The 24,174-nt window shown below is 63.0% G+C and carries 25 protein-coding genes and 1 pseudogene; 12 read left to right on the top strand and 14 right to left on the bottom strand.

Annotation, left to right across the window (positions count from 1 at the left end):
- Positions 1 to 46: 46 nt before the first annotated feature.
- Positions 47 to 688, top strand: a complete 642-nt coding sequence (locus CH291_RS02510; RefSeq protein WP_218829006.1) for a TetR/AcrR family transcriptional regulator — start codon at positions 47 to 49, stop codon at positions 686 to 688.
- Between the two features lie 34 nt (positions 689 to 722).
- Here CH291_RS02510 and CH291_RS02505 read toward each other — a convergent pair whose 3' ends face one another.
- Both CH291_RS02505 and CH291_RS27355 read right to left on the bottom strand, forming a co-directional pair.
- A complete protein-coding gene (locus tag CH291_RS02505; RefSeq protein WP_068046555.1) occupies positions 723 to 1,151 on the bottom strand; it encodes a hypothetical protein in 429 nt (142 codons plus the stop codon).
- Positions 1,148 to 1,975 (bottom strand): VOC family protein, encoded by an 828-nt coding sequence (locus CH291_RS27355; protein WP_373455102.1) that lies wholly within the window; start codon positions 1,973 to 1,975, stop codon positions 1,148 to 1,150. The genes CH291_RS02505 and CH291_RS27355 overlap by 4 nt, the downstream gene beginning before the upstream one ends.
- A 119-nt stretch (positions 1,976 to 2,094) precedes the next feature.
- Here CH291_RS27355 and CH291_RS02495 point away from each other — a divergent pair, with 119 nt between their 5' ends.
- Entirely contained in the window at positions 2,095 to 2,643 is a 549-nt protein-coding gene (locus tag CH291_RS02495) for a dihydrofolate reductase family protein (RefSeq protein ID WP_068046591.1), read from the top strand.
- 43 nt (positions 2,644 to 2,686) lie between these two features.
- Here the strand turns inward: CH291_RS02495 and CH291_RS02490 are convergent, their stop codons facing one another.
- Entirely contained in the window at positions 2,687 to 3,268 is a 582-nt protein-coding gene (locus CH291_RS02490; RefSeq protein WP_306437670.1) for a dihydrofolate reductase family protein, read from the bottom strand.
- A gap of 59 nt (positions 3,269 to 3,327) precedes the next feature.
- Here CH291_RS02490 and CH291_RS02485 point away from each other — a divergent pair, with 59 nt between their 5' ends.
- The 4 genes and pseudogenes from CH291_RS02485 to CH291_RS27085 all read left to right on the top strand — a co-directional run.
- Positions 3,328 to 3,651: a hypothetical protein gene (locus tag CH291_RS02485; protein ID WP_094686630.1), complete on the top strand. Its 324-nt coding sequence runs from the start codon at positions 3,328 to 3,330 to the stop codon at positions 3,649 to 3,651.
- 98 nt (positions 3,652 to 3,749) lie between these two features.
- The gene (locus CH291_RS02480) at positions 3,750 to 4,340 is read left to right on the top strand and encodes a TetR/AcrR family transcriptional regulator (protein ID WP_068046563.1); all 591 of its coding nucleotides are present in this window, start codon (positions 3,750 to 3,752) and stop codon (positions 4,338 to 4,340) included.
- The gene (locus CH291_RS02475; protein ID WP_256980705.1) at positions 4,337 to 5,587 is read left to right on the top strand and encodes a carboxylesterase/lipase family protein; all 1,251 of its coding nucleotides are present in this window, start codon (positions 4,337 to 4,339) and stop codon (positions 5,585 to 5,587) included. The genes CH291_RS02480 and CH291_RS02475 overlap by 4 nt, the downstream gene beginning before the upstream one ends.
- 15 nt (positions 5,588 to 5,602) lie before the next feature.
- Positions 5,603 to 5,941, top strand: a pseudogene (locus CH291_RS27085) (carboxylesterase family protein); the annotation flags it as partial.
- Positions 5,942 to 5,974: 33 nt separating this feature from the next.
- Here CH291_RS27085 and CH291_RS02470 read toward each other — a convergent pair.
- From CH291_RS02470 to CH291_RS02455, 4 genes are all read right to left on the bottom strand, one after another.
- The gene (locus CH291_RS02470) at positions 5,975 to 6,517 is read right to left on the bottom strand and encodes a hypothetical protein (RefSeq protein WP_068046569.1); all 543 of its coding nucleotides are present in this window, start codon (positions 6,515 to 6,517) and stop codon (positions 5,975 to 5,977) included.
- A gap of 154 nt (positions 6,518 to 6,671) precedes the next feature.
- Entirely contained in the window at positions 6,672 to 7,292 is a 621-nt protein-coding gene (locus CH291_RS02465; protein ID WP_143545870.1) for a hypothetical protein, read from the bottom strand.
- 942 nt (positions 7,293 to 8,234) lie between these two features.
- Positions 8,235 to 9,434 carry a PrsW family intramembrane metalloprotease gene (locus CH291_RS02460; RefSeq protein WP_094686628.1) on the bottom strand — a complete coding sequence of 400 codons (1,200 nt, stop codon included), beginning with the start codon at positions 9,432 to 9,434 and terminating at the stop codon, positions 8,235 to 8,237.
- Positions 9,431 to 9,919: a hypothetical protein gene (locus CH291_RS02455; protein WP_143545869.1), complete on the bottom strand. Its 489-nt coding sequence runs from the start codon at positions 9,917 to 9,919 to the stop codon at positions 9,431 to 9,433. Before CH291_RS02455 ends, CH291_RS02460 begins: the two co-directional genes overlap by 4 nt.
- 489 nt (positions 9,920 to 10,408) lie before the next feature.
- Here CH291_RS02455 and CH291_RS02450 point away from each other — a divergent pair, with 489 nt between their 5' ends.
- Positions 10,409 to 10,900: a hypothetical protein gene (locus CH291_RS02450; protein WP_094639716.1), complete on the top strand. Its 492-nt coding sequence runs from the start codon at positions 10,409 to 10,411 to the stop codon at positions 10,898 to 10,900.
- A 541-nt stretch (positions 10,901 to 11,441) separates the two neighbouring features.
- Here the strand turns inward: CH291_RS02450 and CH291_RS02445 are convergent.
- From CH291_RS02445 to CH291_RS02430, 4 genes are all read right to left on the bottom strand, one after another.
- Positions 11,442 to 12,623, bottom strand: coding sequence for a lipase family protein (locus tag CH291_RS02445; RefSeq protein WP_094686627.1), 1,182 nt, complete (start codon positions 12,621 to 12,623; stop codon positions 11,442 to 11,444).
- A gap of 818 nt (positions 12,624 to 13,441) precedes the next feature.
- Positions 13,442 to 14,758, bottom strand: a complete 1,317-nt coding sequence (locus tag CH291_RS02440; protein WP_256980704.1) for a PQQ-like beta-propeller repeat protein — start codon at positions 14,756 to 14,758, stop codon at positions 13,442 to 13,444.
- Positions 14,755 to 16,134 carry a hypothetical protein gene (locus CH291_RS02435; protein WP_094686625.1) on the bottom strand — a complete coding sequence of 460 codons (1,380 nt, stop codon included), beginning with the start codon at positions 16,132 to 16,134 and terminating at the stop codon, positions 14,755 to 14,757. Before CH291_RS02435 ends, CH291_RS02440 begins: the two co-directional genes overlap by 4 nt.
- 103 nt (positions 16,135 to 16,237) lie before the next feature.
- Entirely contained in the window at positions 16,238 to 16,540 is a 303-nt protein-coding gene (locus tag CH291_RS02430; RefSeq protein WP_094639720.1) for a hypothetical protein, read from the bottom strand.
- A gap of 106 nt (positions 16,541 to 16,646) precedes the next feature.
- On the opposite strand from CH291_RS02430, the gene CH291_RS02425 reads away from it, so the two are divergent.
- Positions 16,647 to 17,876, top strand: a complete 1,230-nt coding sequence (locus tag CH291_RS02425) for a hypothetical protein (RefSeq protein WP_094686763.1) — start codon at positions 16,647 to 16,649, stop codon at positions 17,874 to 17,876.
- Positions 17,877 to 17,966: 90 nt separating this feature from the next.
- Here the strand turns inward: CH291_RS02425 and CH291_RS02420 are convergent, their stop codons facing one another.
- Positions 17,967 to 18,245 (bottom strand): hypothetical protein, encoded by a 279-nt coding sequence (locus CH291_RS02420; protein WP_068046628.1) that lies wholly within the window; start codon positions 18,243 to 18,245, stop codon positions 17,967 to 17,969.
- Between the two features lie 413 nt (positions 18,246 to 18,658).
- On the opposite strand from CH291_RS02420, the gene CH291_RS02415 reads away from it, so the two are divergent.
- Both CH291_RS02415 and CH291_RS02410 read left to right on the top strand, forming a co-directional pair.
- Positions 18,659 to 19,414 carry a GGDEF domain-containing protein gene (locus CH291_RS02415; RefSeq protein ID WP_179276428.1) on the top strand — a complete coding sequence of 252 codons (756 nt, stop codon included), beginning with the start codon at positions 18,659 to 18,661 and terminating at the stop codon, positions 19,412 to 19,414.
- Positions 19,415 to 19,436: 22 nt separating this feature from the next.
- Positions 19,437 to 20,699: a sensor domain-containing phosphodiesterase gene (locus CH291_RS02410; RefSeq protein ID WP_179276427.1), complete on the top strand. Its 1,263-nt coding sequence runs from the start codon at positions 19,437 to 19,439 to the stop codon at positions 20,697 to 20,699.
- 96 nt (positions 20,700 to 20,795) lie between these two features.
- On the opposite strand, the gene CH291_RS02405 is transcribed toward CH291_RS02410, so the two are convergent.
- Positions 20,796 to 22,088 carry a DUF1214 domain-containing protein gene (locus CH291_RS02405; protein WP_094639723.1) on the bottom strand — a complete coding sequence of 431 codons (1,293 nt, stop codon included), beginning with the start codon at positions 22,086 to 22,088 and terminating at the stop codon, positions 20,796 to 20,798.
- Between the two features lie 161 nt (positions 22,089 to 22,249).
- Here CH291_RS02405 and CH291_RS02400 point away from each other — a divergent pair, with 161 nt between their 5' ends.
- Together CH291_RS02400 and CH291_RS02395 are read left to right on the top strand one after the other, a co-directional pair.
- On the top strand, positions 22,250 to 22,579 hold the full coding sequence (locus tag CH291_RS02400; RefSeq protein ID WP_231893899.1) for a YidH family protein: 330 nt from the start codon (positions 22,250 to 22,252) through the stop codon (positions 22,577 to 22,579).
- A complete protein-coding gene (locus tag CH291_RS02395) occupies positions 22,579 to 22,959 on the top strand; it encodes a DUF202 domain-containing protein (protein WP_094686621.1) in 381 nt (126 codons plus the stop codon). The genes CH291_RS02400 and CH291_RS02395 overlap by 1 nt, the downstream gene beginning before the upstream one ends.
- A gap of 73 nt (positions 22,960 to 23,032) precedes the next feature.
- On the opposite strand, the gene CH291_RS02390 is transcribed toward CH291_RS02395, so the two are convergent.
- Positions 23,033 to 24,076: an ABC transporter substrate-binding protein gene (locus CH291_RS02390; RefSeq protein WP_256980703.1), complete on the bottom strand. Its 1,044-nt coding sequence runs from the start codon at positions 24,074 to 24,076 to the stop codon at positions 23,033 to 23,035.
- Positions 24,077 to 24,174 lie beyond the last annotated feature (98 nt).

Here is a 24,174-nt window from a genome sequence, read left to right as displayed (position 1 = left end):
GCGTGATAGTAGACTTGAAGGTATCACGCTGTATTAGGGTTGGGGGGTGTCGGACAATGTGGAGACTCGCGAAAGCGAACCCAGCACCAGAGATCGGATTCTGATCGCAGCCGCGACAATGGTGTCCGAGGATCCGGGAACCCGGCTCAGCGTCCGAGCGGTCGCCGCACGAGCAGGTGTCAGCACCGGATCATTGCGTCATTTCTTCCCCACACAGCGAGCGTTGATGGACGAAGTCGCCGCGGGAATTACCGGGCTGGTGGCGAACAAAAATGACATCGAAGACACCACTGTGCCTGCCGAGGGGCGACTGTTGGCGTGTATGCAGCAGGTGTTGTCGGCCACCGGCACCGGTGAGCAAGCCCGAGATACATGGCGGCGGACGTTCGGCACCTACCTCAGCTCGGAGCTCAACGCTGATGCCATCGACACGTACAACGCTCTCAGTGCGGCCGGACTCCGGCACATCGAACACTGGCTGGACGTTCTCGAAGAAGAAGGTGCCCTGCCGCCGGGCGACAACGCCCAGCGCGCTGCCTATCTCAACGTGGTACTCGACGGCCTGTCCGTAGCGCGAGCCCTCCCGGCCGAAGTTGCTCGGGTTCGTTCGGAAGCGGACGTTCTGCAACACGCCATTTCGCTGCTTTTCCGCACCGCTGCACCAATGCCGGCGGGCGGCTCGGACTGACGTCGACAATGAGCTCGAGTTCGATTGCCCGGTGTCACATCCTGTCGAATCGCATCGACATCCACGTCGTCCAGCCGTCGCCGTCGAATTGTTCCCATCGAGTTGTCATGTGGCGGGTCCCGGCTCGGAAGTGGAACCAGCTGCGAATACCGTTGCCCTCCAGGAGGAGAAGGTCGTTGTCGTGCAACGACAGTCGCATGAGCCCGGGCTCGTAGGCGTCGTCGAATGCGTACATGCGCCAGCCCCCGTCGGGGTGTGCACCGCCGATCAGTTCGTGGGCAAGGGTGCGGTGGCCACCGATCGTGACGTCGACGTCGTGTGTAATCCACTGTCCGCCCGGCAGTGCGGTGTAGGAATCCGTTCCCTCGATCTCACTTTCGACATTCCCGTGTCTGTCCACGACGGTGCCCGATGTCCGCCACTGGCCCAGAATGGGATCCAAGGTGGCCAGTGAAACGCTCACTTGGCGGTGCAGATCGCTGCGTCCAATGCCGCCAGCGAATCGTCGAGGAAGCTCATCGGAACCGCCGGCATCCCGCCGATCTCCTCTCGCACTGCTGCGGGTGTGTCGCTCCAATCGTAGGTAAGGGTCACCCGAGTTGCGTTGTCGTGAGATGCCAGTTCGTAGCGCCACCACCATCCGCCTGCGTCGAGTTCGCCGTCGCTTCTCTGCGAACACGGCAGCCACGCGATGATGCGGTCGCGCTCGAACGCTGTGACGAGGTTGTGCATCACGTAGTGTCCACCGGCCGCCTCGAGGAACATGTTGACCGCGAACGTGTGGCCCGGGCCGGTGATCGGGGACGTGTCGACAGCGTCGCGGACCCAGTCGGTCGGTTCGGTGTGTTGGTGATTGTCGGGGTCGGTCAGGAACGAGAAGATTTCCGACGCCGCCGCGTCGATGGTGCGGGTACTTATGAATCGCTCGATCGTGGGCTGTGTGTCGGTCAGTGATTGGGACAGGATCACGTTGTTGCCGGCAGGGTCGGTGAGTGCCGCCAGCTTGAACTGCCCCGAGGGCACTGTGAATGCCTCGGCGTCGATGCCGCGGGAGCCGATGTCGGACAGTGTGTCATCGAGGTCCCGGACTCCGAGGACGACATCGTGCCCGCCTGCCCGCGCGGGGTCGTGGTAGATCTGTACTCCGCGCCCGTCGCCGAGGTCCCATTCGGCGTCGGGATCCATCGGTCGTCGGTCGAAGGTACGGCCGAACAGCTTGGTGTACCAGTCGATCGCGGTCTCGTGATCGTCGACGAACAACACTGGCAGAGTACGAATTATCTGCATACCAAATCCTTCGCATCGGTGGATGGAGAATCTTGCTACGGGTTCTGACCGAACGAAGTCCGAAAACTCATCGCGTAGGTCGAACGAGAAGTGGATGGACGCGGTGGTATTTTCCGATGATGCGCACTTTGGTTGTCACGCAGAACATCACGGTCGACGGCGTGATCGAGGCGACCGACGACTGGTTCGACCGAGCAGGGCTCGACCCCGAACTCGACGCGGCGCTGGCCGCGCAACGCGATGCGTCGGACGGCTTCTTGGTGGGGCGGGTGACATTCGAGGGCATGCGTGACTTCTGGGGGCCGAAAACCGATGACACGACGGGAGTGACTCATCATCTGAATCGCGTCGCGAAGTACGTCGTGTCCTCGACCATGAAGGACCCCGGATGGACGAATTCGACTGTGTTGTCAGGAGATCCGATCGAGGAGGTCACGCGGGTCAAGGCGTTGGACGGCGGCGACATCGTCTGCACGGGGAGCATCGGATTGTGTCGGGATCTGATCGCGGCCGACCTCGTCGACGAGTACAGGTTCTTCCAGTATCCGTACGCGCGCGGACACGGCGAACGACTCTTCGACGGCACCCCGTCGCAGAAACTGCGCCTGCTGGAGTGCCGAGCGTTTCGGTCCGGATCGTCCTTGATGCGTTACGCGGTCGACCGGTGACGGGTGGTCGAACGCGACTCCGTCGACGAGCGTGTTGCTCGGGCTAGGTGTGCGGGACAGGGCGGTACACCAACTCCTGAATGCCACCGTCGAAGGTTCGACTGTCGATCATGTCCAAGTCGAAGTCCGGGCCGTCGCGATAGATCGGATGGGTTCCGTTGGTGCCGGTGATGACGGGGAAGATCGTCAGCTGCAGACGATCGACCAGACCTGCTGCCATCAGTGCTCGATTCAGCGAAATGCTGCCGTGCGATCGCAGCGGCAACGTCGACTCGGTCTTCAACCGAGAGACGACGTCGGTCGCGGACCCGGTAGCGATGACGGTGGACGTGCGGTCGGTCTGCAGAGTGGACGATATGACGGACGTCGGCATCGCCATCATGCGATCTACCCAGACATCTCCGGCCTCGTCGATCTCTGGATCCGACCCGAGTGACCGGCGAAAATCGAGAAACAGCCGGTAGGTGTTGGCTCCCAACACCATTCGCTGGGGCTCGGCGAATTGCGTGCGGCGATGAGTGAGCCAAGCGTCGCTCTCCTTACCCCAGTAGCCACCCCACGTGCCTGGTCGTGGAGAAGCGAATCCGTCGAGCGTCGAGAAAATATCTGCCGTGTAACCGACCATCACGCACCTCTTCGTCGTAGCGAACCTTCTTTCGATGTACCGACCACATCGGCAGGAGAATGTCATCGCACAGAAAGATTCCACCGACGACACAACGCTGGTGGCATCCGAACCTGCGCACACTCGTCGTGTCCGTCCTGACGTCTCTCGATGGCAAATGCCAAGGCGTCGATCAAGATTTGTCCAGCATGCCGTTCGAGGACGCGTTCAACGATCACAATCTCGAGCTGTTGCGCCGGGCCGGCACCCTCGTCTACGGCAGTCGGTGGTTCAGCGAGAACTGGCACAGCTGGAGCGCTGTGGCCGCAGACGACACGGCGAACGATCGCGACCACGAGATCGCCGGGAATCGTCACCTCGACCGATTCGTTCGTCATCGGTGACTCCCTCGTGGTCACACCCGATGCTCCATGGCGTCGCATTCCGGAGTCTGCATCTGACATAGGTGTCAGAATTTGAAAGGGCCTGCTAAATTAGCGTCATGGACCATACGTTCCTCCAATCGGCACGACGGGCTCAACTCGTCGATGCTGCGATCGATGTTCTGGCCGACCTGGGTGCCGAACAGGCCTCTCTGGTGCGGATAGCCGAGTGCGCGGGTGTCAGCCGAGGGGTGGTGAACTACCACTTTCCCGGGGGACGTCGCGAGTTGTTCGAGGCAGCTGTGGACGCCGTTTACGACCTCGGCCGCCGGGAAGTGCAGCCGGACACGCTGTCGGCGCAGTCGCCCCGCGACAGCGTGGCGTCGTTCGTTCGGGGGAGCATTGCGTTTTACGCCCACTACCCGCGTCACCTCCGGGCCCTCACCGCGATCTACACCAGCCGCACCGGGGACAGCCTGCGGCGGGAGGAGCGTCCTGAGCATGCAGCCGAAATGATGGCGACCGCCGGCCTGCTCCGGGACGGTCAGGTCGCCGGCCAGATGCGCGAGTTCGACGTGACACTCATGGCGCTGACCATCCGCGCCATCCTGGACACCGCGGTCGGGTTGACCGCAGCGGGAGCCGACCCGGTTGTGCTTGCCGACGAGCTGGTCAGCACCATCGACGCAGCCACGCGGGTGATGTCATGAGGCGTGTACTGGCGATCGTCGCGGCGACGGTTCTGGTCGCCACTGGCTGTTCGTCGGTGGACAATGACGCGGCGACCGGATCGGATCTGGTGGTGGACACCACGACGGGAACTCTGCAGGGGGTCGCCGTGGGCGAGACACACCAGTTCCTCGGCGTTCGGTACGCGCAGCCGCCGACCGGTGACCGCCGGTGGACCCGTCCCGAACCGGTTCCCGATACCGATGACGTCCTCGATGCCACCCGCGCGGGGTCACCGTGTCCACAAACGGGAGAGACTGCGCAGGCCGTCTCGTCGACAGACGAGGATTGCCTGTTCCTGAACGTCACCGTGCCCGCCCGAGCGAGCGAGACACCGCGCCCGGTGATGGTGTGGTGGCACGGCGGCGGTTTCACCAGTGGAGCCGGCTCGCAGTACGACGCTCAGCGGCTCGCCGATCAGGGTGACGTCGTCGTGGTGACCGCGAACTACCGGCTCGGGATGCTCGGTTACCTGGGACTGCCCGGACTCGACGGGTCCGGAAACTTCGGTCTCGCAGACCAATTGGCTGCTCTGCGTTGGGCCAACGACAACGCCGAGGTGTTCGGCGGCGACCCCGATTCGATTACTGTGTTCGGTGAATCGGCCGGTGGAACGTCCGTCTGCGCCGCGCTGACATCACCGGCTGCGGTAGGCCTCGTCGACAGGGCCATTTTCTCCTCCGGCTCGTGCAGCCTCGCGTGGCCCGCCGGCACGCTGTTCCCCGGTCTGCCTGCGTCGTCGTCTCTGATTTCGTTGTCCGACAGCGAAGCTCAGGGTTCGGTGGCTGCTGCTGCGCTGGGGTGTACCGACCCCGACCCGCTGGGGTGCTTACGCGCACGACCCGTCGATGCCCTACTGGGGCAAGCCGTGTTGTTCGGTAACCCGATCGCGTACGGGACCGAACTGCTTCCGCAGCAACCGTCGACAGCAGTCCAGCAGGGGAATTGGCTGAAGGTTCCTGTCCTGTCCGGCGGCAATCGCGACGAACATCGCTCGTTCATCGGCGGACTCTTGCTCACCGACCCGACCGCGGTGACCGCGGAGAATTACGAGTCGTTGATTCGAAGCTCCTTCCCGGCCGACGTGGGAGCGGTGAGCGCGACGTATCCGCTTGATGACTACGAGTCGGCTCCCGTTGCGTGGGCCACGGTGGTGACCGATGTGGCGTGGGCCTGCACGACATCTCGCGGTGCACGCGATCTCGCTGCGGCCGGAACACCGGTGTAAAGCTACGAATTCGCAGATCGCAGCGCGCACGACGTGAGCGGCGTGGGGTCATCGGGTGTGCCCCAGGGGGCGGCGCACGCCACCGACCTGCCGTACCTGTTCGATCTCGGCAGCGAAGGTCTGCTCACCGAACCCGGACAACGCGAGCTCGGTGACGACATGGTGGTCGCGTGGGCCGCGTTCGCCCACACCGGTACTCCCGGTGGGGCCGACGATGCCGAATGGCCTGTCACCACCGGTATCGAAACCCCGGTCATGCAGTTCGACAATCCGGTCACCGGGTCAGGCGTGCACCTCATCGATCACCGCGCGGAGCACCACTGCGGACTCTGGGACGCGATCACCCCAGAGTGACGCACGAGCCGTACATCGTTCGGCGTCATCGAATCAACGGTCAGCCGCCCTAAACACGAACCTCGTCGGCTCGACCTGGTCTCGGGTCGGAAATGCGTAAGCGCGGGTGGGACGCAGCTCCCAGGCTTGGAAGGGTGGCCCACCGGACGTCGGTGCCGCGTACGGTGCGTCGAGTTCGTCGCCTCGAACCTCGGTGGGCCAATCGAAGACGTCGAACATGGCTGCGGAGGCTCGGTGCATGTCGTCCGCCGTTGTGAGGCGTTCGGCAACACCGTCGACGACGAGATGCACCTCGCCGAGGTCGATGGCCAACGAAACCTCGTTGTCGTTCTGCAGGTGGGCAGTTTTCGACGCCGATGCTTTGGTGGCGAAGAAGAACGACGTCTCGCCCCACGCCGCGAATACCGGCCGGGTGTGGACACCGCCTCGACGACCACGGACGTTGAGCCAACTCGTCATCTCTCCGGATCGCAGTGTCGCTGCAATGTCCGACCAGACTGCGGCTCCGTCGCTTTCCTTTTCGCTGGCGGTGCCGCGGCCGGTGCGGGCAATGATCTTCGTTTCGATGTTGTCCATACTCGGTGAGACCTCGGGTGGGCGCCGAACTCATCGCAGCCATCGTGACTCGGGCAGGTAGCGGCCAGTTCGTCGGCTGCTCCACCACCCCATCGACAGCAATTCGGGGCCAGACCGTTCAGGAATCGAAATCTCGTTGTTTGCCGAGGAAAGCCTAAAGACCTGTCCAGATCGTCTCCATATCGAGGATCCTGTTGCGACGCAAAGTCAGGACGCGCTCGGTCGCTGCAAGTATTCCGGCGACCATCAGCGACGTGTTGGCCCATGCGGGTAGTTGAATCGGTGAGACGAACGTGCCGAGGTTTCGCTGAATTGCGGGTAGTTCTGTCGCCAGTTCGATCGCAAAGGGTATGGCGAGCACGAGATTGGCGATGAGGATTGCAATTGCTGCCCACCTCATGGCTCTGCTGATCGTAGGGTGGCGACGATCGAGTGCGCGGCGACGGTCCTCGATCGTTCCGGCGACGGGAGTCAACCGCCGCGCGGCACCGTCTGCCGTCACGAGGTGCATTCGAGTGACGCCGTACAACGAGGCGTTTGCTTCGATGTGTCCGCCGACTACGGGGATCGAGGCCGGCAGTTCGTGCTTCGACTGGAACCATCCATCGGCGTACACCTGTACTTCGTTGTCGCCGTTGGCTGTATCGATTTCGAGGGTGTATCGAATCGAGTTCCCTGCCGGGCCGGTGTGATCGACGGTGTACAGGTGTCTATGCAGTACCTGCCACTGTCGGAACGGTTTCATGCGTTTCGGCGGGGCGGGTGGCGTGGTCATGTATTCGAGGGTGCTCTCCGCGTGGGGGTCGACACCAGTGCGCATGGACACGGTCTGCGATGACAGCGTCACGGGTCGCGCATGACAAATATCATGTGCGAGGGTGGCGTCCACAGGGTGACAGTGCACCTGACAGGTGGTGCCACACTGTTGATTCGACGGCGTGGTCCGTGTGGCGATCACCGCCGCCGTCGACCACACCGATGGCGAACCGTGCCCGCATGGGGAAGGACTGCCGGTTTCACTGCCCTCAGCTGCCGTCCAGCTTCAATTCTCCAATCGGGTTTTAAGGTCCTGCGCGTCGCGTCTACCTGCGCACCAGGTTCGCCCACCCGGTGGTTCTCACGCGATCGGTGCCCAACAATTTCGTTTATTCGTCCGTCGACCCCGACCGCCGTAATGGACGGCCCATCATCCCACCCCCTTGGTACGGAACAATTCGTCTGCGGATCGCGGACGCCTGGTTCGTCACGTGGTCGCACTTTCCTACTGACTCCGGGGGCATGTGGCTTCGGTCGAACGAGTCTCGTCGTCACGAGTCCGCACAGCACGTCGGTGTTACAGGACACCCTCCGTCCACCCGGCACCGTGGCTGTCCGACACCGATCAGGGCTGTCCGGTGCCGGAGCGCCGGCGGTAGTTCGGTGTCACGAGAGTGTCACAAGTCGGTACGTTCGGACGTGGACCGAGCCGGACCGTAACGTACGAAAAATATTGTAAAGAAACAGAAATCGAGTCCAGAGACGTTCAGTTGAATCTATTTCCAGGGACTTGAAATCCGCACAGTGTCGGTTCGAGTCCGACTGGGGGCACCAGAGTCCAAGTCGACCCGGATCTCTAACTGGAGACTTCGGCGCGGACCTTCTCACGGTGTGCGCCAGGGAAGCGTTCGCCGCCAAATTGTTCGATGGCGAGCGTGAGAGTGACGTTGCCTGGGGCGCTTCAGACTTGACGGCTGATTCCGTCTCTGGCGCGCAGGCGCTCGACCTCTGCCCGGGAGTGATGGACGGCCTCGGTGTCGTTGCCCTTTGCGTCGGCGATATCGTGTGCGAGATCGAGGATTGCTCGGCGCAGGTGTTTACGTGCCCGTCGTGCTTGTCTGTTGGGCGCGGACTTCTGGAACTCTTTGCGCGCCTTACGGTCCAGCACTCCGTCGACCTCTGCGTCGGTGAGGGTTCCTGCTTCTACTTCGGGTGCGAGGATGTCGCGGACGAATTGGTGTTCGCGCGGCGCGGCTTTCCGGAAGGCGATCCTCAGGATCGTGAAGCCGATGACGACGGAGGCGAACATGACTGCGATCATGACGAACGGGTTGCCGAATCCGAGCCCGGTCGCGTCGTCCCACGTGAAGTGCAGGAGCATTCCTGCCACGATGAAGGCCAGCCCGCGCCCGATTCTGCGGGGCTGCGCGGCAGTTCCGATGAGGTAGAGGGCACCGGCACACACCAATGCACTGAACAGTGGGTGGGAGACGAAACTGGCGGCAATACGTCCGATGGCCGTCTGCGACGCGTTGCCGACCGGGTCGGTTCCGAAGGTCGCGGCTGCGGAGTTGGCGGCGTAGAGGAAGTCTTCGAAGACCGCGAACCCGAGTCCGATGAATGCTCCGACGATGAGGCCGTCGTTGGCGGTGCGGATCAGGCGTGGGGCCAGGCTCATCAGCAGGATGAATCCGCACAGTTTGGCGGCTTCTTCGGTGAACGGCGCTGTGGCACCGGCGGCCCAGCTGGCGCTCCATTCCTGACCGAAGAGTTTGGAGTAGATGCCGAGCATCGCGGTGTTGACGGTCATCGCGAATGCGAACGTCGCCGGGATGGCACCCCACAAGAGTGCGGCCGCGATGAGTAGGCCGGGTTGACGCTCCCACCGGTCGATGTGCCGGAACCAGGCGAACCAGGCGAGACCACCCAAGCCGCACAGCACTGCCGCTATTGCAAGACCTCCGGCGTAGAAACCGGCCCCTGGTGCGTAGTAGGCCCAGGCCTGAAACGCTCCGATTGCTGTGAGCGCCAAGTACAACCAGAAGGAGAGGTTATGGGGTTGAACGAAATGAAAGCGCTCTCCCCAGCCGGAGATCTCGATCGCTTCCTTTTGACGGCGCAGCGCGTCGGAGGACACTGCCGATGTGTCGGTGGTGCTCATGCGTTGTTCCCGTCGATGGTCTGGATGCTGGCGATCATGTCTCGGATGGTCTGCGCCGCTGCGGTCATTTGGGTGGGCGGACCGTACGCCGTGATCTCGATGCCGGTGCCGTCGAGGACGAAGGCAGCGACCAGTCCATCGTTGCTCAGGCTGCTGTAGGGCTGAACGATGCCGGTCTGGCCCGTCGTCGTGGTGAGGGTGCTGCGGCTCCCGTCGACCCGGAACGATGGGTCGGCAGTGCGGGAGGTGACTTTCTCGACTTGATCCAGCAACTGATCGGCGGTGCCGTCGAACGAATCGGGGTAAACCTCGACGGTGACGCCGTCACCGGCGATGGTCGCACCGCCGAAACGAACTTGCTCGTCGACGACGCGGAAGCCGGATTCGACGTTCCATCCAGTGGCCGGGGTGAAGACGACGGTGTCGGTGAGGGCCAGCTGTTCACCGGCGCGCACCGGGTCGTCCCAACCTATGGAGGCATTCACTCGGGGCACGATGACGGTCAGGACGAGGAACACCGCGAGGACGAACAAGGCGGGTGGGATTGTTCGTCGGTCGAGGCCGAGCACGCGGTGCTCGGCTGGTATTCGATGGCGATGTGTTTCTGCGACTAAATATGGTTCGGTCCGAGTTGAGGTCACGGGGTCTCCCCTTCATCTCTGCTCTGGAAAACTTTTCCACAGAAGCCAGTACATTTCAGCGTCTTGGATGACATTCGTGCGACCTATTCCGGTGCTGTTTATTGGGTATTCGATTCCGCACTCAATGCGGTTTACTTGCGTAATTCCCTTCCTTTCGGCGGTGCAAAAGTCTCTGACGCCAGAACTTCGCCGCGGTTCGAACCACCTGCCGGTTTAGGTCGATTTGGTAGCGTTCGCAAGACGAAAAAAGAATTCACCTGTCGCTCGTATTCAATTGTTGCGACAGAACCCTCAGGCCGACGCTGCTCGACGCGATTTTCGGAGGAACGAGCTATGTCACGTGAAACAAAAGCCCGTGCAGGTGCGCAGGCCGCCGTCGGAGACGATCGAGTCCTCGATGTCGCTTTGACGGTCCCTCGCGGGTCGACGTTCGCTGGCGCTGTGGGCATGGGCCTGGGTGCAGCGATCGGCGGTGGCGGATCTTCGACCACGGCGTGGGAGGTCGGCGGTCTGATGGTAGGCCGGGGAAGTGCTGCCCGCAGGCAGAAGATGCCGCCGTCGGTGGTGCTCGCTGTATCGGAGACGACTCTGTATGCGCTTGGTCGGCGGCGATCGGGGTTGTTCGGATCGTGGCGTCACCAACAGCTATTGGTGAAAATCGCGCGTACTCACCTCGAGATCACCCATCGACAGCGCGGAACCGTCCTGCACATCACTCTTGCCGATAAAACCAGTGGTATCGCCCTCGACGTCGAGGCCGCTCTCGTTGGCAACCTCGGTATTCGCAAGTTCCTCGACACGATCGAGAGCGTCCCGGGGGACTGACCGTCATACCCGGGCGAACATCGCTGATGTGTCACCGCCGGGAGCGCGCGCTTTCGTGATTGCAAGCCGCACAGAGTCGGGTCTTGGCCTCGCAACCTTCGTGGGCGAACCGGGAGCATCGGAGGTGCCGACCGCCACCTCCGAACGCGCACACACACGTTCACGATCGGGTTCAATCAATGTCGTCCCGGGTGTGAAAGGCCGTATTCGACCGTGGTGACGCAGTGCGTTCCGCGTCGTACAGTGTGGCGCGAAGGAACGTCAGGGTGAGGTCGATCTCCGGCACGCAGTGACACTCTGTACGCAGCAGAAACGGCTGTCCCGCACGCACCCATGCTGGCGGCAATTCGGTGTCACGAGAGTGTGACAGTCAGTGCGATCGAGCATGGACTCGTTCGGACGCCGATGCATGAAAACCGTTGCAATTAAACAAATATCAGGTCCGTTGACGTTCATGTGGATCCATTTCCAGGGACTTGAAATCCGCACAGTGTCGGTTCTGGTCCGACTGGTGGCACCATATTTCTTAAGGGGCGGCGAGTCAACCCGAACCGTTGACCGCGAATTGCGCTGCGGTCCAACGCAACACGAACGGCAGACCGGTCATGGCACCGATGAAGTGTTCGCCTGCCACGGGCTCGTAGTGCACGTTTGCACCCTTGCTGCGCCACTGCTCGATCAGCGCAGTCACGCCGGCCTCGGGGATGAAGCGATCGCCGATCCACTTGCTCGCGGAACCGTGGAAGAACGCCACCGGCGCCGACGGCGCGTCGGCACCGGGACGGTTCGCGGCAATCACCCGCCGCGCGATGTCGGAGTCGAACGGGTCGGGCTCGGACGCCAAGTCCTCGATTCGCATGCGTATCAACCCGCCCATGGCCAGGGGGAGGACAGACATGTCCCTCACCCAGGACGCCAACAGCAGCGCCTTCGGGCCGAACAACTCCACCATCTCGGGGTGCTCACGCGCGAGACCCATGCTCGCCGCACCCAGCAAGCCGGCCGCGACGGTGCCGTTCATGGTGTCCAGCAGCATCGAGAAGTCGGTGGGCGTTCCACCGGCGACGGCACCCACCAACCGCACGTCCGGCGCGTACCTCGGCTGCAGTTGCGCCGTCCATGTGGTGGCGATCGCGCCGCCGCTGTAGCCGTAGGCCACCACTGGGCTGTCGGCGAGCTCCGGGGCGGCGACCGTCATCCCGCGCAGCGAGTCCAGGACGGCATGGCCGGCCATCGTGCCTTCGGAGTACGACATTCGCGGGCCTTGGTGATCGGCGACGAGGACGGCGTATCCCCGGGCGAGCCAGAGCGGCATCACCGGCGGGAGGTCGGCCCCGACGCCGTGCACGAGCCGGTACGACGGCGTGCTCTTGGCTCCGAGCGAATCGATGGCCACGTTGTGGGCGACGACGGGCCGCGGTCCGCGCCCGGTCCACGGCCGCTTCGGGATCAGCAGCGAGGCGGTGACGCCGGCGGGGAGACCCCGCGCGTCGGTCGATCGCACCATGAACTGATGCAGGGCGGTTCGCGGCCGGGGCACCAGACCGCGGGTCGTGCGCTGCCGGATCACCGCGCCGGGTGCGAGGTCCTCGATGCCGGGAGGGGTGAGGAAGAAGGCATCGTTGTCGATCGGGGTCGGAAGGATCGCGGCATGGGGATCGTCCGGAGGCTCTAGCGGTAGTTGTCGAGTCAATACGCGATCGAGCACACCGAACAGAGTCATGATCCCCCGACATTCTTCCCGAGCCGTACCGATCCCCGCGGTCACCATACAGCGCGAGGCGGGTGGTGAACGCAAAAATAGAGACCTCCCCGCGGGCCACCCCCACTGTGGTTCAACCGAAGAGCTTTTCGAAAAATTCGTCATTCCCGCCCTACAACGTCTACCACTCGACACGTCACACCGAGAACGGGCAGCTCAGGCCATCCGAGGAACGACTGTGCCGGGACTCCTGTCGACGAGGGTGTCGAATTGACCGCCCCGCGATGCAGCAATGAACTCCCTACCTGGTCATCGGTCCGTGCCCGTCGTCATTGCCTGCGGCGAAATGTACGAAGTCCGGTCAGGATTGCGGCGGCAGCAAGCAAACAAGTAGCCACCCATGACCAGACCGAAGACTCACCGTCCTGAGTTCGAACCACCGAAACAACGGACCACAGCAACGCCAGCGCCGACCAGAAGAAGACCCACCTCTTCCCGCTCGGAAAATTCCTCGTCAACTCCTCGCATTCCAAAGGGAGCCCGTGTATCGAGTGCTCAAGGAAACACGGTGCGTAGGTACACGCTACCGTTCATGGGCCAACCCCAGTTGGCGCGGACGATCGGTGATTGCGTTCAGTATCGACCGCGGGACCAATGCCACGACGAGCATGCAAATATTGTTCTACAGCAACAATTTTCACAGCCTGTGGGCGTCGTTCGAAGCAATCCCAGTTTTGCAGCAAGGAGACGTCGTTCGTAGATCGACTGGTTTCCCAAGCGCCGGATCGGATGTCGCAACGGTCGCGGTTCGGCCGAAGCAGATCGACTCGAGTCGGGGCTCAACCAAGCAAGTTCATGCGCTTCTCGTTGACGGCCACAACGCCGCCGTCAGTGGCAAGCAGTGCAACCCTCTCGGACCGTCCACCGGTATTGCCGAGCAAATCCTCGATCGCGATTGTTTCGAGGCGAGCGCCGGTTTCGGGCTCGATCACGAGGATCTCCCGAGAATCGGCGACGTAGGCCAGGCCCTCGCGCACAGCGGTAGGCATGAAGGGTAGTGATTCGACGTCGGGACCCCACGTTGGCTCCCCGGTGAACAGATTGCGTGTGAGTGGACCGACACCCAGGACAACGTCACCGACGATCGCGATGTCACCCCCGGTGCTGGCGTCGTCCGAAGTCCACAGTTTCTGCCCCGTCGTAGGGTCGAACGCGCTGCTGCCCAACACAACCGGATCGTCGGGGTCGTTCGCTGCGTCTACCGTCGTGCGCTGGTAGATCTCTTCGTCGGTGGTCGCGACAACTCGTCCGGTGGAATCGACCAGGTCGGTGCGAAACTCGAACAGGTCAGAGCATCGGCGGCCGGCGAGAACATAGATCTGATCGCCTCGATCGAACTGGTCGCGCGCGCAGTCGGGGGAGGAGATGTTGTCGGTGATGTCACCGGATCTGGCGTCGAACAGCGCTGTGCCCGAGGAGAACCGGGCCACTCCCGCATTTCCTGCGAACGCGAGGATTTCTCGTGAGTTGTACGGGTCGACCCAGGTGTCGTCGAGGGTGAGGGACCACGACGCGTCGGGGTCGTCGATCGTTCCTCGATGGATCCGGACGGTGTACCCGTCCTTCTCGCCCTCGACCACATAGAGGTCTTCGCCGTCGGTGCCGACTGAGAATATGTTCCAGTCGGTGTCGTATCGGGTGGCGGTTCCGGTCGCACTGTCGATCGTCACGATCTGATCGGTGCTCCGGCACAGCAACAGGGTGTCGAGGACGTGGGACGAGCAACTTTCGATCCCGTCAGAGGGTGTCTTCCACCGCACCTGACCGGTTGCCGCATCGAACCCGATCAGTTGGGACTGCTCGAACTCGTCCGTCTCCTGATTTATCAACCCTGCCCTGGCGACAAGAATGTCGTCGGCGTCGATGACACCGCCCTCGACCTCGCCGAATCGTCCACCCACGGGATCATCGAAGGTGGCGAACGGATTGCCGAGCACGTCGGTGGCGTCGAGCGTCCACGCAGCGCCGGGCGACGTCGGAGTCTGTGCTGCAAGGGGTTCGGCGTCTTGTGGGGCCGTTGCCACCAGCGCGACGGCTGCGCCGACGCTTGCGAAAGCCACCGCAGCAGTGACGGCAAGCCTTCGGTACGGGTTCACAGCACATCCAATCCGTCGGCGGTGGCAATGGTGCGCAATGTGTTTGCGCTCAGTGGTTCGTCCGGACGCTCGGCGTGCGATCGGACTTCGACCTCGGTTCCCGACGGGTAGGTGACGGTCACGGTACGGCGCATCCCGCCGTTCGGTCCCTCGGGCGGTGCAGGCGAGTACGAGTAGGGTGCCTCTTCGATCCGCAGCACCGCGCCGCCGTCGAGCGTCTCGAAGTCGGTCGGCCGATTCTGGTAGGCGGGGTCGTAGATGTCCGGCATCACGGGGAGTTCCTGTCCGCCTCGTATGGATATGGACAGGTCGGCGCCGGTGCCGACGGCATCGACGTGCGTACACACCACGCCGGTCTCGAAGTCGGCGAGCCTGAGCGTGTTCAATCCGGGATCGAACCGCTCACCTGCATCGACGTGCTCCAACGTGGTGTTCATGGTGGTGGCAAGTTCGGCGTCGATCGCTGTGTCGCCGGAGAAGAGGCCGAAGGAGTCGTCGCATCCTTCGCGGGGTTCGGGTGTGTCGGCGGGGACAGGTGCCGATATCCGCAGCTCCGGCAGTGTCACAAGAACTTTCAGCTCATCTATGGTGAGAACGATGTCGCGGTCCCCGGTGTTGGTCGACTGAAATCCCTGAGCGTCCGATGCGGTTGCGGTGACGTGCGTGCCGTCGGGTGCATACGCGGTGACCGTGCGGTAATTGGTTCTCGTACCGCCGAATTCGGACCACGATTCGTTGGTGTCGACCACGGTGCCGTCCGCCGATGTCGTGCGATCCTGTACTGACCCGGCCCTGCACGGTGGCACACCCGTGTTGTCCTGCGCCACGGATACTGCCAGCAGGCCGAGTGTGTTGCCGCGTCCGAGCTCGGCCGATGCCGTTGCCCAACCGGGTTCCTGAGGCCGGCCTGGTTCGCTGGAGGTTTGGGGGATCGGCTGAAACACCAATGACTCGCGCAGGCTTGCGAACAGAACCTCGACACCATCCGGAAGGGCTTCGGCGACGGCGTCGGTCATCATCACCGACCTGGGTCCCGAGTACCACGAAGCCTGGGGGTTGTCGTATGCATCCTCGCTGGTGGTGATCCGTCCCCACACCGATGACGTCCCGTCCGGAGGTTCGACGACCTCGCATCCGGAGATAGCCGTCGGGAATATCACCTCGGGCGTTCTGTAGGTGGTGTCGACGGGTTCGGAAGGGCCGGGAGTGATGGAGTGCGTTGTGGTCGTGGCTACTGACTCGGCGCGGTTATCGGGCTGCTCTGGTGGTGCGCCTCGCTCGACGAGGGCTGCAACGCACACCCCGATGGCGACGATGGACACGATCGTGAGCGCATCGGCCCACATCCCGGCACGCTGAGGACCAAGTCTGCTCACCGCGTCAAGATACCTGTCATGTGCATCCGATCCGCGCACGGTTCAAAGCTGACCAAAACCGCAATGATCCCCGGTCTCTCTGCGGGCCAGGGCAACTGAATCATCAGAACAGTTGCTCGAACTGGAACCAGTCGCCGTCGAACTCCTCGTACCCGATGTCGCCCTCGTGCTGGGGCTCACCGATATACGGTGCGCCGTCGGGGAAGTGTGCAAGGCCGATGGAGTTCAACAGTCCGCCTTCTTTGAAGAACAGGCAACCGCCCTCGACGGGCTGGGTCCGATACACCCGGTAGACACCGAGGGTGGTGCCTTCGAACAATTGCACGCAGTGGCCCGCTGCGGTGCTGAGCGAGCGTTCGGACACTGCGAACGCAACCTTCGGCGGCGATGCTCGGTAGGTCGCCATCGCCCAGCGCTCCGTTACACACGCTGAGAATGCTGACGATGTGACAGGGTGGACGCGTGAGAAACCTGTGGGTGTCGACGCCAGCGGTCCCCACTCGGGTGACGCGATGAATACCGCTGCACGACGACTACTTCCGACCGTCACCGTTCTCGTCGGTGCGTTCGCGGCGATCCTGGCTTTGACGACGCCGGTACCGCGTAATTTTGCGTTCGTTGCTGGCGGCGACAGGCTCGATATCCTGCTCGACAGTAGCGCGTCCGCCTGGTCACTCGGCGCGATCGTTACCGTCGTCACCGCGGTATTTGCGACGCGGAAGCAGTCAGCTCTCATTGTGGCGGCCGTTGGCGTCGCGGCCCTGTCGGTTCTACTGTCGGTGCCGATTCCTGCAGAACTGCAGCTTCGGGCGATGGCAGCTGGTTTGATCCTGGGTGGTGCCGCAGCGGTGACCGCCCTCAGTCGAATCCTGCAGCACGCGTTGCTGTTCGGCGCTATCGCCGGTGTTGCGGCATCGAGTGTGTTGCAGAACGTTCCCAGCCAGTATGTGGACTACGCCGGTTCCGCCTTCCAGCAGGCACCGCAGACGCCAGTGCTGCTCGCCCTGGTCGTCTTCGCGGCGCTGCTGGCGGTGTCGTCGTGGGCGAAAGTGTTCGAGGAAGTATCGCCGGTGCAGTCGCGCGGCCGAGTGCTCGCGGTGGGGATCGTCATTCCTCTCGTGGGTCTGGTCTTGTACTGGCTGTTCGAGCGGTCGGTGAACTCGCTCGGTCCGGGCGGTGCAATGCAGAACCGGTGGTTCTTGGGTCTCGCGGTGATACCGCTACTTGTCGGTGCGGCGTTCGTGCTGCCCGCGGTGACAGGAGCGATCCTGCTCGCGGCACTTGCCTTCCTATCGGCCCCGACAGTGGGATCCCTGACGTGGGGGACAGCTCTGGTGTTCGTCGCGATGTTGGTGCTGGGCGGGGTGGTCGGCCATCGCCGGCCGTCTCCGATGGTGGGGTTCGTAGTACTGGCCGTCGTCGCAGCTACGGGAGTGTTCACCGGCCCACCCTTGGACACCGTCAATATCGTTGCGACTCTCGTTGTTCTGCCGCTCGGGGTGGGCGTGGTTTATGCATCGTTGTTGCCGACAACCGCCCCTGTTGCGGTGATGTCGGTGACGACGCCCATCGTGATGTCGGTTCCCGTCGTCGCCGAATTCGGTTGGACCGCTTACTCTCCGCTGGTCGAGCTCGACCCCACGTTCTCGCCGAGCACGTGGGTGTGGATGTCGACAGGCATCTCTGTGGTGTCGGTTCTGGTGGCAGGTGCGGCTCTGGTCGTGTTGAGGCGGCGGGGATAGTTCCCCCAAAGAGGTGTCGCTTCTGCTCAATCGTGCGAGAGGTATTGCACAGCAATCGATAACAGAGGTTTTCGTATTACTGCTCATCGCTCACACGACGGTGGCCGCGTACGCCACGAACACCACGAACATGGCCGCGCCGCCGAGAGCTGCGCCGATCATGGCCTCGCGGCCATTGGTCGCGTGGCCCTGTTCGTCCCGACCGACGCCGACCCACCCGCACACCACCGCGGCGACCCCTGTGGGGATAGCGACGAAATCCCCGATGAAGGGTACGAACGCGCAGACCAGAGCGATGATGCCCAGGATCAGTGCGGCGCTGCCGGCGCCGTTGCGAAAAAGCGGCCGTGTGGAATGTTCCTCGGCCATGCCGCCTCCCTCTTCGCGGTCCTGATGCAGCGACTCGATGCCCGTTGGTCTCACGCGACACGGCGAGCTCATACACCAAAACATACCCTCGCGATGCTCCCAGGGGCGACGGCACCGATGCACTGCATCTCGCGCCCACGTGCCATCGAGGGGACATCTCTCGCCGGTCTGGATCTTGTCGGCGAGGTCGGTGCCCGCACAGCGCACGGGACCGATTCGGCCCGACGGCTTCGACCGTGAACTGGGCTGTCGGTCAGCGCGGCGTAGTTTCTCGCCGTAGGCTTCAGTAACCGGCTCGGGGGGCCCGTGCGCGCCTACTTCCGCGACAGTCGTTCACTGCGTGTGAGGTCTCGAATTGTCAGGAGTTGCTTGTGCCTCGGATATGCAGCCATTCGCCCCCGTGTGTTCGGCCCGTGCCGGATGCCGGTGACGATCGTGACGTCGCGGCAGCGGCTCGCGACGTCGTAGCCGATCGAGCCGACCGTGCTGCTGATGCCCGTGACGCGGTGGCCCTGAGCTTGGATTGTGACGACCGATCCCACGATCAGTGCCACAGGCGGGGCCGAGCGCATCGGCTCACGGCGGCCGGTGACCGTGCCCGGGCCGGCGCGGATGGGTCCGCGTCCCGCCAGGATCGAATCGCAGCAGCGCATGATCGCCGTACTTCGGCCACCGATGAGCTGACCTCTGCATACCGCCGGGACGCGGGGATCGGTCAACTCGAACGCAGCCTCGGTATCGCCCGCGACTCGGGTACCGCCATGGTCGTTTGTTTTGTCGATGTGGACGGCCTCAAGGCCGTCAACGACACCGACGGACATCCGGCCGGTGATCGCATACTCCGACGGGTCGCCGAGGTCATCGACGATCGTTTGGACTGCGACGACACCCTGTTGCGGTACGGCGGCGACGAGTTCATCTTCTCCGTGCTCGGTCCGGCTGCTCTCGACATCGACGACACCACCGATGTAATCGAAGCCAGACTTCGCGCAAGCGATGACATAGCGATCACATGCGGCATCGCGTTCGCGCGCGAGAGGGACACAGTCGCCGATGTGATCGAAAATGCAGACAGGGACCTGTACCGCCAGCGCCGTGCCTCCCGGGCCACAGTTGCTGCACCTACGGCCGCAGACGCGATTCCTGGTCACCGACCGGCCCGACCATGATGAAGAGGAGCACGAGGAAACCTTGAACTCCAGCGCCGTTCGCAGCATCCTCGCGGATCCTCGGTCCGTTCGCCCGCATTACCAACCGATCGTCGAACTCGACAGTGGCAACGTAGTCGGCTACGAAGCTCTTGCACGGTGGCCGGGCCACCCGTCGGTGGACCCCGGTGTTGTGTTCTCGAGTGCTGCCGAATGCGGAGTGATCGACGAGGTCGATTGGGCTTGCCGGTGCGCTGCTATGACCGGCGCACTCGATGCCGGTATGTCAGAGGATGTTTCGCTGTTCATCAATATCGAGCCGCTCTCCACGCGCATCGTTCCCGCGTACGCGCGTGAGATCATCGGTACGGCTGCGACCCGGTTGAATGTCGTAGTCGAGCTCACCGAGCGCTCACTGTTGGCCGACCCCGCCGAGCTACTCGAAACGGTGCGGCGTGCTCGAAAGAGCGGTTGTCTGATAGCCCTGGACGATGTCGGATCGCATCCCGACTCGCTCGCTCTGCTGGAATTCGTCGCCCCGGACATCATCAAGCTCGATTACACTCTCTCGCAGTCGGATCCATCGCCGCAGCAGGCTGCCGTCGTCCTCGCCGTCGCTGCGTACGTGGAGTCGAGTGGGGCACGAATAGTAGCGGAAGGCATCGAAACAGATGCTCACCTTCGTCGTGCGACCGCGCTCGGAGCCGCTTTCGGACAAGGCTGGATGCTCGGCCGTCCCGCGCCGCTTCCGACCCTCGGAGACCGGCAGCACTCGGGTGCCATCTCTGCCCGACCCACCCTGTCCGTGAAATCAGGTGCGCACGCGCGAGCGGACACAGCGGTGCCCTCAGTTCCGTCGGACCTTCTGACAACTTCGTCGGCGCAGGTGGGTAGTAAATCGTTGCTGCTGGCGTTGACCCGGCAACTCGAAGATCACGCGCGCCACATGCCCGATCCGCTCACCATTCAGGCTGCATTTCAAGACTCGGCGTGGTTCACGCAGTCGGTGGCCGACCGCTATGCGAGGCTTGCCGCTGTCAACCCGTTCGTGGCGGCCTTGGGAGTCGGGATGGACACCGAACCCGCAGCAGGTGTGCGCGGTGCGGAACTTCACCCCGATGAACGGTTCGTCGGCGAATGGACCATCACGATCGTCGGATCTCACTACTGCGCTGCGCTCATAGCCCGCGACCTAGGCGACGACGGGGCCGACCACGACCGTCGGTTCGAGTTCCTACTGACCCACGACCGGTTGACCGTCGTCGCTGCGGCACGTTCCATCATGCGCCGAGTCCTGCCGAAATAATCTGGCAGGGCGCATGCGGATCTTGCTCGGCGAAGACGGAATTGGACCAGCCATACGCCAGCGGCATCGATGGTTTGCTGAACACGCTGAACCAGCTCACTCTTCTCGGTTCACTGGTGGGGGAGACCAGCTGCCCGGCCGGGGTCCGTAAATTCTGAGCATGAGTCTGAATTCGCCAGGCGGGCAAGGTAGCCAATTGGGCGTGGTTTCATCGGACGGACGGGTCGTTCGAACCGCGATGGTCAGTGACCCGTCCTTGTCGTGTTTCAGGCCCGGTGTGCGGTCGGTGATGGCGTACCGGTCGAGTTCGTTGGCGTAGAGCAGTCCCTGCGCGTGGTAGACGGTCAGAGACCAGAAATAGTCCGCGGGTGGAAACTGGTCGGCCCCGAAAGTGATGGTGTAGTTGTTCGAGCCGTCGAGCTGACGGCCCTCCTCGTCTTGCTCGCATACAGGGTAAGAAGCCTCGGCTGCCGGGTTGATGTAGATCTGGGAGTAAGCAACGGCGGCCCGTAGGAGATCGTCTGCGCCGAAGTCCGCCCCGGCGTCGTTGATTGCCCAGCCGTTGACAATGCGGCCCATCGATTTCACCTGCGCAGCAATGTCTCCGAGACCGGTCTGTAGGCCGCTGGCGATGTCGTGCTCCGGCGCATCGCGGTCGAGTGCATCGACGAGACGGCGGTACGCCTTGCCTACCCAGCTCGGTACGTCCGAATCGGCAAGGTTGCCGATCGCTTGATCGAGGGCAGCGAGGAATTCGACGGGACGCCGCAGTTCGTCGGAACGGTCGACGTTGCTCAGGGCGAGGTCGGCACGCGCAGCCGGCGGTGTAGGCGGGCCGGACAGAACGATGTGGTTCTGTAGCTCGTTCACCGTGTTCATGTCTCCGCCCCGGGATGGATCGACGAGAATTCGGATGGCGATCATCACGAATCTCGACCGACAGGCGATCCATCCGTCCGCAACCTCGGTCGGCGCGGATGTCGGTCGAAACAAGGTGATCTGAGGGATTCGAGACCCGTGAGTCCTCTGTCCGACAACCATATTGGTGGACGAGTCCGCCTCGCCGATCTGCACGCTGTAGTAACGGGTTCCGAAGTCCGGTAGGCGTAGCTCGAAGGTGCCGGAGGCCAGGTCGACGAACGCCAACGAGTAAAGCGTGTCGACATTCGGGGCGACACCGGCCGTCAGCGTGGGATTCGAGAGTTCACGTTGGTGGCCCAGACAATTCAGTGGGGCACCGGCGGACGTGGAAGGCCGCTGGGAGTGTGGACTCGACGGATCGGTGAACCGCAGCCGGAGGCGTTGGGCAAAGATCACGGGGAATCCCCAGACCTGGAGTGCGCACGCATCGTCGCGCAGATCGGTACGTTCTGATTCGGTGTCGAGCAACGGAGGCCCCCTTGAGATGAACTGAATTCACCTCCACTGTAGTCTGGAGCACGTATCGAAGGTTGTAATACGTGAAAACTTGGACACGGCGATGCTGCGATTGCAGTGGAGTTCGAGAGGTCGATGTGAAAGACGGCACGCGTCGCAGATTTCCCCGGTCGGTGTATTCCGTTGGTGTCGAGCCCGATCCACGCTTCAGTCTTGCGAACGAGCGAACCTATCTCGCGTGGATTCGAACGTCACTTGCGTTGATGGCAGCCGGGGTGGCTCTGCAGGTCTTCGACATCGGGGGCGGGTCCACGCCGAGTGTGGTCGCCTCGGTGATGCTGATCGCGTCATCGATCGGAGTTCCACTACATGCCTGGTGGGGCTGGGCGCGGACCGAGAAGTCCATGCGCAACTCGGAGGCCCTTCCGTCTCCTCGTATCGCCCTGCCCCTGGCGGCAATTCTCGCAACGGTCGGAGTTCTGGTGCTCTGGTCCGTCCTGTGATGATGCGGCGAGGCCGTCGTGAGCGTCCCTCCGGGCGGCCTGGGGGCACACTCGGGGACGGAGGTCTGCAAGTCGAGAGAACCGAGTTGGCGTGGGCGCGAACGGAGTCGGCGGTCGCCGTGTGTGCAGCTATCGGCATCCGCCTGAGCGCGCACACTCGCCAGCCGGTGTTGGTCGCGCTGGCCGTCCTCGTCAGCTTCGGCGCGGCGGTGCTGCTGATCTCGGGATGGGTCGCGCGGACGAGAGCCGCACGTAATGCCGGTGCCGAAAGGCTGAGGCCGCCGGCGTTTCCGTTTCGTGCCCATGCCATCGCACTGTTGATTCCGACCCTCGGGCTGATCGCCCTGAGTTTCGTCATCTGGACCGCGTCATCACGGTGATGTGGAAAAAGCGCAGGCCGTGACGGTGCGATCCCGTCACGGCCTGCGCTCGATTCTGATCGGCTGCTGGTCGCTACCTGACGAACTGCTGTTCCCACTCCGCGGACTGCTGATCGACGTACTGCTTGGTCAATTGCTCGGGGTCGGGGGCTTGTACATCGTGTGCGTCAGCCGTCGCCCCAGCGATACCGGGCAGTGCTGTCGCTACTCCGATGGCCTGCGCAGTTTGTCCCTCCGTGCTGACGAGGAAGTCCGCCAGAACCTGAGCCGCATTGGGATGTGGCGCTACCGAGGTGACGTGACCGTAGAAGGGGGTACCCCACGATGGGGTCGGAAGAGCCCAATTCACCGGTGCACCGGTCGCCACCTCTTGAACCAGCGGCTGCACCATCGGCGCTACGACTACTTCGCCCGATGTCAGCGCCTGTGCGATGCCGAGGGCGCTGGGGTAGATCCTCGGCTCCTGCGCGGCGAGCCGTTCTTGAAAGTCGTCGCCGAAATTCTCGCCGTAGAAGCGGTACAGATCGACGTATGATGCGATGCCTACAGGGCTGACAACGCCCACGCGCCCTTTGTATTCGGGGTCGAGAACATCTCGGGGATCGGCCAGGCCGTTTGCAACCGCATCGGTGTTCCAGCCCATGCCGAAGGTGGCCGCGACGTTCAGGAACAAGCGATTGTTCTTGATGCTGGAGTCCCGGTCGTATTCGGGGTTGTCGAAACTCGGGCCGCGTAGCTCTTGTGAGTAACTCCCGGAATCCGCGGCGGACGCGATCCACGCTGTATCGGTGACGACGTGGACGTCGGCGATCCCCTTTCCTGTCTTGTTCTCCACCTCGACACGCGGGTTGAGGTCCGCATCGGTACCTCGCACGTACTCGAGAGCGATATTGGGATACTTCACATTCCATGCGGCTTCGACACTGTCGAGAATGGTGGTGTTCTGGCTCGAGTAGAGCGTCACCGAGCCTTCTTCCTCGGCCGCCGAGACTACGTCTTCCCAGTTTCCCTCCACCGATGCAGTGTCTCCGCCCGACGATCCGCACGCGCTGAGCGCGACGGTCGATGTGGCGACGAGCATCGCGATGATGTGTTTCGTCCGGACCGAATGTCGCATGTGTTGTCCTCCTGTTTGAACTGAGATCAGTTCACCAGGTAAGGTACGTGATGTCAATCACTTCCCAAGGGCGGTGTGATCGTTCGACGAGACGAGGC

This window comes from Rhodococcus sp. 14-1411-2a, from assembly GCF_002259485.1.
Taxonomy (GTDB): domain Bacteria; phylum Actinomycetota; class Actinomycetes; order Mycobacteriales; family Mycobacteriaceae; genus Rhodococcoides.
Note: the sequence above shows the minus strand (reverse complement) of the source record. Positions and strands in the feature narration are given on the sequence as shown.

Coding starts and splice junctions, on each gene's coding strand:
- CH291_RS27355 (WP_373455102.1), bottom strand. CDS start 1,975: ATGCAGATAATTCGTACTCTGCCAGTGTTGTTCGTCGACGATCACGAG.
- CH291_RS02495 (WP_068046591.1), top strand. CDS start 2,095: ATGCGCACTTTGGTTGTCACGCAGAACATCACGGTCGACGGCGTGATC.
- CH291_RS02490 (WP_306437670.1), bottom strand. CDS start 3,268: ATGGTCGGTTACACGGCAGATATTTTCTCGACGCTCGACGGATTCGCT.
- CH291_RS02485 (WP_094686630.1), top strand. CDS start 3,328: ATGTCATCGCACAGAAAGATTCCACCGACGACACAACGCTGGTGGCAT.
- CH291_RS02480 (WP_068046563.1), top strand. CDS start 3,750: ATGGACCATACGTTCCTCCAATCGGCACGACGGGCTCAACTCGTCGAT.
- CH291_RS02475 (WP_256980705.1), top strand. CDS start 4,337: ATGAGGCGTGTACTGGCGATCGTCGCGGCGACGGTTCTGGTCGCCACT.
- CH291_RS02470 (WP_068046569.1), bottom strand. CDS start 6,517: ATGGACAACATCGAAACGAAGATCATTGCCCGCACCGGCCGCGGCACC.
- CH291_RS02465 (WP_143545870.1), bottom strand. CDS start 7,292: ATGACCACGCCACCCGCCCCGCCGAAACGCATGAAACCGTTCCGACAG.
- CH291_RS02460 (WP_094686628.1), bottom strand. CDS start 9,434: ATGAGCACCACCGACACATCGGCAGTGTCCTCCGACGCGCTGCGCCGT.
- CH291_RS02450 (WP_094639716.1), top strand. CDS start 10,409: ATGTCACGTGAAACAAAAGCCCGTGCAGGTGCGCAGGCCGCCGTCGGA.
- CH291_RS02445 (WP_094686627.1), bottom strand. CDS start 12,623: ATGACTCTGTTCGGTGTGCTCGATCGCGTATTGACTCGACAACTACCG.
- CH291_RS02430 (WP_094639720.1), bottom strand. CDS start 16,540: ATGGCGACCTACCGAGCATCGCCGCCGAAGGTTGCGTTCGCAGTGTCC.
- CH291_RS02425 (WP_094686763.1), top strand. CDS start 16,647: ATGAATACCGCTGCACGACGACTACTTCCGACCGTCACCGTTCTCGTC.
- CH291_RS02420 (WP_068046628.1), bottom strand. CDS start 18,245: ATGGCCGAGGAACATTCCACACGGCCGCTTTTTCGCAACGGCGCCGGC.
- CH291_RS02395 (WP_094686621.1), top strand. CDS start 22,579: ATGATGCGGCGAGGCCGTCGTGAGCGTCCCTCCGGGCGGCCTGGGGGC.
- CH291_RS02390 (WP_256980703.1), bottom strand. CDS start 24,076: ATGCGACATTCGGTCCGGACGAAACACATCATCGCGATGCTCGTCGCC.